3 protein-coding genes and 1 pseudogene are annotated in these 2771 nt (G+C 62.2%); all 4 read right to left on the bottom strand.

The genetic code is table 11. The features are described from left to right. The coding region (locus tag AC16XC_RS12065) for a metal-dependent hydrolase (RefSeq protein WP_484034906.1) at positions 1-912 on the bottom strand (912 nt) is incomplete at its 3' end. 39 nt (positions 913-951) lie between these two features. Beyond that, positions 952-1362, bottom strand: a complete 411-nt coding sequence (locus AC16XC_RS12070; RefSeq protein WP_484034907.1) for a GxxExxY protein — start codon at positions 1360-1362, stop codon at positions 952-954. 34 nt (positions 1363-1396) lie between these two features. Beyond that, on the bottom strand, positions 1397-2431 hold the full coding sequence (locus AC16XC_RS12075; RefSeq protein WP_484034908.1) for a 2-oxoacid:ferredoxin oxidoreductase subunit beta: 1035 nt from the start codon (positions 2429-2431) through the stop codon (positions 1397-1399). Further along, positions 2428-2771 (bottom strand): annotated as a pseudogene (locus AC16XC_RS12080) (2-oxoacid:acceptor oxidoreductase subunit alpha); the annotation flags it as partial. The gene AC16XC_RS12075 and the pseudogene AC16XC_RS12080, both read right to left, overlap by 4 nt.

The raw sequence follows: 2771 nt of genomic DNA on the forward strand, positions 1-2771 counted from the left end.
GGACAAATCGGGCGGCTGGAGCGGCTTGCACACCGCCTCGGGCAGTTCGACCTGGAACCCGCCCCGGCCCGCGAAGCGCGCATCGCGCAGGAAGAAGCGGCCATCCTCGTCGCGGGCGATATAGGGCGTGCGCGCCCAGAACAGGAAGGGCTCGGCCTCGGGTACGGCGGCGATGATGTCGGGATAGTCTTCCCGCGTGAGGTCGAACGTGCCGACCTCGCGCCCATCGATCCGATAGTGACCGTCGCCGCCAAAGATCATTTCACGTTGCCAAAATGCGATCGGAGTTGGACTCGCGATGATAGTGCTGCCTGGACCATCATCCAGAACAAGCATGTTCAGCGCAGTAATGTGCCAATTAACGACGATGTAAGCCAGCATCGCCGCTAGCGCGACCCGCGCGGGCCTTTTCCACTCCCCGCCGCGCCGTTCCCGCCGGAGCGAGAACCACGTCGCAAAGCCCAGCCCCAGCCACAGCCAGATATCGATGATGAACAGGGTATCGCCATAGAACCAGCGGCTCGAAAAGGGTTCGAGCAGGCGGATGCCGTAGACGTTGAGCCAGTCGAGCGCGGGATGGGACAGGCAGCCGATCAGGCTCAGCAAATAGAGCCATTTGAAGCTTACCGGCAGGCGGGCTTCGGGCCGCGTCCCGCGCCGCGCCTGCCATTTGTCGTAGCCATAAAGGATCCCCGCGAGCACCAGCGGCAGCAGCAGCATCGCCGGCGGCCCATGGGTGATCCCGCGACGGAAGCCGAGATGCTCCACCCCGTCGAGCCAGAAGAAGCACGCCGCGTCCACATCGGGCAGGTTCGCGCCGATGATCAGCGCGGGCATGGCGAGCCCGGTCTTACGCTTGAGCCCGGCCTGCCCGATCAGCGCGCCGACAAGGCTATGGGTGAGATTATCCATTTGGATTATCTCGCACAAAGACACTGAGGCACAAAGGGATCATCCTTTATCCCAACCGCTGTAATAATCATTGGCGATCCGCCTTATCCCCTCTTTGTATGTCGCCATGCCGAAATTCATCAGCAAGCCGAGAGGGAGCCTTTCCAGCCGCAAATAGGTCGTGAGCTGCTTTGCATGGACGGGAGCATGAACTTCGGTCGATTTAAGCTCCAGGACTAGGCGCTCTTCAACCAACAGATCCATCTTGAAGGCGTTGTCTACGACAACGCCCTTATGACTGATTGATACGGGAGCCTGCCGCCGGACTTGCAGCCCTTGCTCTTCGAGACTTGCAGAGAGCAATATCTCATAGACGCTCTCAAGCAGGCCAGGCCCAATGTCCTTGTGCAGCTGGAAGCCGCAATCGACGACAATCGAAGCTATTCGCTCAAGCTCATCATCGCGCGGCATCTTCGTGTCTTAGTGCCTTGGTGCGCAATCTCAATCAAACCGGGTCCTGCGCAGTCACGCTCACCACCCAGGTCTGGCCCCTGCCGAGCAGTTTGCCGAGATCGGCCACCTTGCCTTCGCTCGCCCGGGCGCGTTCGTCGGCGACGCCCTGTTCGAAGGTCGGGCGCGGGTCGTCGTAGAGCACGCCGAGCGCCATCGGGAATTCCCCGAACGGCAGTTCGACCAGCATATGCGCGATCGAACGATTCCTGACATTGTGGACGATCACCCCGGCGGCTTCCCAGTCGCCATCGACCACGTCGACCACCTTGAGTTCGAGCGCTTCGCGGTCGAGCGCGATGCCCTTGGTTCCGCCGGCGAACAGCATCGGCTGGCCGTCTTCGAGCCACAGCTGCTGGTCTTCCGCGCCCTTGGGGGCGGCGAAATCGTTGAACACGTCCTTATTGTAGACGATGCAGTTCTGGAAAATCTCGATGAAGGCCGCGCCCTGGTGGGCATGCGCCGCCTTGAGCACGTCGGGCAGGTTCTTCGACACGTCGAAGCCGCGGGCCACGAAGCGCGCTCCGCTGCCCAGCGCGAACGCACAGGGCTGCGCCGGGCGGTCGACCGAGCCGATCGGAGTCGAGGGGGTCCTGGTGCCGATCCGGCTGGTCGGCGAATATTGGCCCTTGGTGAGGCCGTAAATCTCGTTGTTGAACAGCATGATCTGCATGTTCACATTGCGGCGCAGCACATGCATCAAATGGTTGCCGCCGATCGAGAGTCCGTCGCCGTCGCCGGTCACCAGCCAGATATCGAGCTCGGGATTGGCGAGCTTGATTCCGGTCGCGAACGCGGGCGCGCGGCCATGGATCGTGTGAAAGCCGTAACTCTCGATATAATAGGGGAACCGGCTCGAACAGCCGATGCCCGAAACGAACACGGTGTTCGCCGGGTCCGCGCCAAGCTGCGGCAGGGTGCGCTGCACGGCTTTCAGGATCGCATAATCCCCGCAGCCCGGGCACCAGCGGACCTCCTGGTCGGTTTCCCAGTCCTTGAGGGTGGTTTCGATTTTGGTCATCTCGTTCATGAGAGCGCCTCCTCGATCGCCGCTTCGAGCTCGGCGATCTTGAACGGTTGCCCGCTGACCTTGTTGTAAGGCTTCGCATCGACCAGCAGCTGGTCGCGCAGCACGGTCTTGAACTGGCCGGTATTCATCTCGGGCACCAGGATCCGCTCATATTTGCGCAGCAGCTCGCCCGAATTGGCGGGAAGCGGCCAGACATGGCGGAAATGGATATGCGACACGTCGAGGCCCCGCTCGCGGCAATTGCTCACAGCACGGCGGATCGGGCCGAAGGTCGAGCCCCAGCCGACCACGGCGAGATTGCCGCCTGCGTCATCGCCATCCGGGCCCAGCGTCACGCCCT

The sequence above is a fragment of the Candidatus Andeanibacterium sp. genome (assembly GCF_057143545.1).